Annotated in this window: 4 protein-coding genes and 1 pseudogene; 3 read left to right on the top strand and 2 right to left on the bottom strand. The window is 76.1% G+C overall.

Going from position 1 to position 4,789, the window contains the following annotated elements; translation table 11 throughout:
- Positions 1 to 1,325 (bottom strand): annotated as a pseudogene (locus tag C1I99_RS29440) (hypothetical protein); the annotation flags it as partial.
- Between the two features lie 262 nt (positions 1,326 to 1,587).
- On the opposite strand from C1I99_RS29440, the gene C1I99_RS29435 reads away from it, so the two are divergent.
- The 3 genes from C1I99_RS29435 (at position 1,588) to C1I99_RS29425 (ending at position 4,296) form a co-directional block, all read left to right on the top strand.
- A complete protein-coding gene (locus C1I99_RS29435) occupies positions 1,588 to 2,439 on the top strand; it encodes an ABC transporter permease (protein WP_111137448.1) in 852 nt (283 codons plus the stop codon).
- 79 nt (positions 2,440 to 2,518) lie between these two features.
- Complete coding sequence (locus C1I99_RS29430) at positions 2,519 to 3,310, top strand: ABC transporter permease (RefSeq protein ID WP_111137447.1); 792 nt, start codon at positions 2,519 to 2,521, stop codon at positions 3,308 to 3,310.
- Positions 3,307 to 4,296, top strand: coding sequence for an ABC transporter ATP-binding protein (locus tag C1I99_RS29425; protein WP_111137446.1), 990 nt, complete (start codon positions 3,307 to 3,309; stop codon positions 4,294 to 4,296). The genes C1I99_RS29430 and C1I99_RS29425 overlap by 4 nt, the downstream gene beginning before the upstream one ends.
- On the opposite strand, the gene C1I99_RS29420 is transcribed toward C1I99_RS29425, so the two are convergent.
- A partial coding sequence (locus tag C1I99_RS29420) for a DUF3043 domain-containing protein (RefSeq protein ID WP_111137445.1) occupies positions 4,274 to 4,789 on the bottom strand: 516 nt, incomplete at its 5' end. The genes C1I99_RS29425 and C1I99_RS29420 overlap by 23 nt on opposite strands.

The raw sequence follows: 4,789 nt of genomic DNA, 5'->3' as shown, positions 1-4,789 counted from the left end.
GCCCTGCCCCCGCCTCCGGCGCGCCGGTCGTCGTACCGCGGCGGGGCCTCGTGCGGGCTCTCGTGGCGGCGGCGGTCGACCGGCGCGGCCGGCCGCCGGTGGTCGGGGCGCGGTTCGGCGCGCTGGCCCGCGTCGTGGTCGTACCCGGGCCGCACCGCGCCGGGCTCCGGCCAGGGCAGCCCGCCGTCCGGGGGCGGGGCGGGATACGTCCGGGGTTCGCGGTACGCCTCCGGACGGGCCGCCTCGCGCGGGGCCCGGTCCGGGTACGTCCCGGCGCGAGCCGCCGTCTCGCGGGGCCGCCACCGCTCGTCCGGCTCCGGTCGTCGCCGCTCCCCGTCGGGGTACGGCTGCCCGGCGGATCCCCCGTCCGAGCGCTGCCACCGGCCGGCGGACCCCGCACCGTCACCGGCCATCCGGTCCCGCTGCCCGTCCGGGGCGCGGCCCCCCCACCGATCGTCCTGGCTGCGGTCCCACGGCGCGGCCGGGCGCTCCCGAGGCCCGTCGGCGGGCCGGTCCCGCCGCCGCTCGGGCGCGCGGTCCCACTGCCCGTCCACCGGCCGGTCGAGGCGACCGTCCACCGGGCGGTCGCGTCGAACCTCGGCGGGCCGGTCCCGGGGTGCGGTCACGGCCGCGTCCCGTGGCTCGTCGGCCGGGCGGCCCCACGGGTAGCGGGGCCGGCGCGGCTGGTCGCCCGGCCGGCGGTCGCGGCCACCGTCGGGCCGCTCGGACGCCGAGGGCCGGCGCGACGGCGGCTCCTCGCCCGGCTCGGGCAGCCAGCCCGGCTCGGCCCGCCCGGCCGGCGAGACGGGTCCGTCCCGCCCGACCGGCTCGGGCCGGGACGCGCGGCTGTCGTACCGGTCGCTGCCGGGCTGCTCCTGGTGGTGGGAGGCGGCCGCCGGCCGGCCTGTGGCGCCAGGACCGGAGCGGTCGCCCCGGCCGTTGCGGTGCTCCGGCTCCGGGCGGTGTGACCGCTGCCGGTCGTCCCGCCAGGTCGGCTCGGCGGTCGGCCGGCGGTACGGCTCGTCACCGTGCCGCCGCCCGTCCGGACCGTCGTGCCGCCCGCCCCCGCCGTCGGGCTCGTCGTCCCAGGACCGGCCGAGGTACGTCCCGTCCGGCCGGGTCGGCGCGAGCGGGGGCACCTCGGCCCGACCGACGACGGCCGCACGGCCGCGTGGCGCGGGTGGCGCGGGTGGCGGCGCGTAGTCGACGCCGTTGTCGCCCGGGTATCGCTGACCCGGGAACTGGGGATGCCATTCGGTGGTCGGCTCCACCATCCAGGACGGCTCGGCCGGGTCGTGCCAGCGGTCTGCGTAGCCGCGGCTCATCCGGGCAGCCCCGGGCGCAGGCGGAGACGGGACAGCGCCGGGGCGGGCCCGCGCCGGGCGTGCCCGGCGCCGCGACGGCCGGGAACGGGCGTGCCAGGGTTGCCGGTGGGCGTCCGCTCGCTCACGGCCGCGTCCCGGTGGCCGGCTCGCGTCCGCTCGCTCACGGCGATGTCACCTCGTTGCAAATTGTCGCGCTGGGCGCCGCACGGGCCGGTAAAGTCGCCTCTCCGGCACGGCGTGGCTGCGGATGGAGGGTAGCGGCGTGGGCTCGGTCACCGCCACTGTGGCACCGCCCACGACCTCAAACGTTATCCTATGGTTCCGGACATTTAGGGCTATAACCGGATCGGGATTCCGACGATACTCCACCTACCGCCAGGCGTCGGCGGCCGGTGTCGTCACCAACCTCGTCTTCGGCTTCCTGCGCTGCTACGTCCTGCTGGCCGCGGCCGGCGCCGCCGGCACGGTGGCCGGGTACGACCGGGGCCAGCTGGCCACCTTCGTCTGGGTCAGCCAGGGCCTGCTCGCCGTCATCCTCCTGTGGGGATGGACCGAACTCGCCGACCGGATCCGCACCGGCGACATCGCCGCCGACCTGCTCCGGCCGGTGCACCCGGTGACCAGCCACCTCGCCGCCGACCTGGGTCGAGCCGGCCACGCCGCACTGGTCCGCCTGCTGCCGCCGGTGCTGGTCGGGCCGCTGTTCTTCGAGGTCCACCTGCCCCGCCGCTGGTCCACGGTGCCGCTGTTCGGGCTGTCCGTGGTCGTGGCCGTGGTGCTCTGCTTCGGCTGCCGGTACCTGGTCAACGCGACCGCGTACTGGCTGCACGACGTGCGGGGCCCGGTGGTGCTCTGGGCCGTGGCCTCCGGCGTGCTCGCCGGGCTCTACTTCCCGCTGCGCTTCCTGCCCGAGTGGCTCCAGCTCGTGCTCTGGCTGGGCACCCCCTTCCCGAGCCTGCTCCAGACCCCGCTCGACGTGCTGGTCGAGCGGGACTCCACCGCCACCCAGATCGGACTGGTCGCTCTCCAGGTGTGCTGGGCGGCGTCGATCCTGGGCGCCTGCCGGCTGGTGCAGCGCCGCGCCGAGCGGCGGCTGGTGGTGCAGGGTGGCTGACCGCAGCCTGGTCGACCGGGGCGGCACTCCGACCGGGCCGCACCTGACCGGCGACGCGGCCCCGCCCGCCGGGGGCGCGCTGGCCGCCTACCGGGCGCTGCTCGGCGCGCAGGCACGGTCGCAGACCGCGTACCGGACGTCGTTCGTGGTGGATCTCGTCGGCAACGTCGGCTCGACGGTCTTCGACGTCGTCGCCGTGGTGGTGATCTTCGGTGTGGCTCGCGAGCTGGGCGGGTTCGCGCTCGGCGAGGCGCTGGTGATCGTTGGCCTCACCACCTCGGCCTTCGCCGTCGCCGACCTGCTGGTCGGCAACATCGAACGGCTGCCCCGGTACGTGCGGACCGGCCTCTTCGACGCCGTGCTGGTCCGCCCGCTCGGCACCCTGCCCCAGCTGCTGCTGATGGACCTCCCGCTGCGCAAGGTCTCCCGCGCGGTCTTCGGGACCGCCGTGCTGGTCGCCGCGGTCGGTTCGGCCGGCATCGAGTGGACCGCCGCCCGGGCGGTGCTGGTGGTCGTCGCCCCGCTGGCCGGCGTGGTCTTCTTCGGGTCGCTCTTCGTGGCCACCGCCACCGTCTCGTTCTGGTGGGTCGACTCGGGCGAGCTGGCCAACTCGGTCACCTACGGCGGTCGGGACTTCACCTCGTACCCGGTCACCGTCTTCGGCGGGTGGTTCCGCGCGGTCTTCGCGTACGGCCTGGGGTTCGCCTTCGTCAGCTACCACCCGGCGCTGGCGCTGCTCGGCCGCGCCGACCCGCTCGGCCTGCCGAATTGGGTCGGCTGGGCGGCGCCGGCCGTGGCGCTGCCCGCCGCCGCCGTGGCCGGTGCGGCCTGGCGCACCGGGGTCCGTCACTACCGGAGTACGGGATCATGAGCAGTGATGTCATCGTGGCCGACGGGTTGCGCAAGGAGTTCACCGTCCGGGTGCGAACCGGCCGGCTGCGGCGGCAGAAGCGGCTGGTCACCGCCGTCGACGGGATCGACCTGCGGGTGGCCCGGGGCGAGATGCTCGGCTATATCGGGCCCAACGGGGCCGGCAAGTCGACCACCCTGAAGATCCTCACCGGGGTGCTGATGCCCTCCGCCGGCCAGGTGCGGGTCTGCGGGCTGCGCCCGGTCGCCCAGCGCACTCGGCTCGCGTTGAGCGTGGGAGTGGTGTTCGGCCAGCGGTCACAGCTGTGGTGGGATCTGCCGCTGCGGGACTCCTTCGACCTGCTCCGGCACGTCTACCGGGTGCCGGCCGCCGCGCACGCCTCCCGGCTGCGCCGCTGCCGGGACCTGCTCGACCTGGACGCCTTCCTGGACGTCCCGGTCCGGCAGCTCTCCCTCGGCCAGCGGATGCGCGGCGAGCTGACCGCCGCCCTGCTGCACGGGCCGCAGGTCCTCTTCCTCGACGAGCCCACCATCGGCCTCGACGTGGTCAGCAAGCAGGCCGTACGTGGCTTCCTCGCCGAGCTCGGCCGGGGCGGGGACACCACCCTCGTCCTCACCACCCACGACCTGGCCGACATCGAGCGGCTCTGCCGGCGGCTGGTGGTGATCGACCACGGGCGGGTGGTGCACGACGGATCGATCGCCGCCCTGCACCGCCGGTACGGCTCGCGCCGGCTGGTGGTGGCCGACCTGGACGCCCCGCCGCCCGTCCCGCCGGTGGTGCCCGGCGCCGCCCTGCGCCGGGTGGAGGCCGACGGGCACCGCCTGGTGTTCGCCCTGGAGTCGGCGGGGGTGGCGGAGGTGGTGACCGCGTTGGCCGGGCTGGGCGGCCTGCGGGACGTCTCCGTCGTGGAGCCGGAGATCGAGGACGTCGTGGCCCGGCTCTACGGGGAGCGTCGGTCGGTCAGACCGAGTCGCCGATGTTGACCCGGGGCGCGGGGGCGCGCATCCGACGGAACGTGATGGACCGCATGATCGCGTAGAGGTAGAGCGAACCCATCCGCTGGCCGGTGTTCGGGAAGCGCTCCCGGACCAGCTTCCTGATCTTGCGGGAGATCAGGACCGAGTCGACGACCACGCCCAGGGCAAGCGCCCCCCACAGGATGTTGGAGACCAGCCGGACCACCGGGGGCATCGCCGCGTTCGAGCCGATCAGCACGATCAGCGCGCCGCCGAAGAACCAGGTCCCGACAGTACGCCGGGAGTCGACCACGTTGCGGGCCAGCAGCCGCTCCGGGCCGCGGTCGCGGGGGCCGCCCTCCCGGCGGAACTCCGCCGCCGCCTCGGCGCGCGCCTGCCGCCGGCGCTCGCGCGCCTCCTCCTTGGTCAGCGGCTTGGTGGCCCCAGCCGGGCGGCGACCCGTGCTCGGCCGCTTCGGGGTCTCGCGTCCCTTGGCCGGGGTGTAGCCACGCGGGTGGGC

The organism is Micromonospora deserti (assembly GCF_003236335.1).
In the GTDB taxonomy this organism is placed as follows: domain Bacteria; phylum Actinomycetota; class Actinomycetes; order Mycobacteriales; family Micromonosporaceae; genus Micromonospora; species Micromonospora deserti.
Note: the sequence above shows the minus strand (reverse complement) of the source record. Positions and strands in the feature narration are given on the sequence as shown.

Coding starts and splice junctions, on each gene's coding strand:
- C1I99_RS29425 (WP_111137446.1), top strand. CDS start 3,307: ATGAGCAGTGATGTCATCGTGGCCGACGGGTTGCGCAAGGAGTTCACC.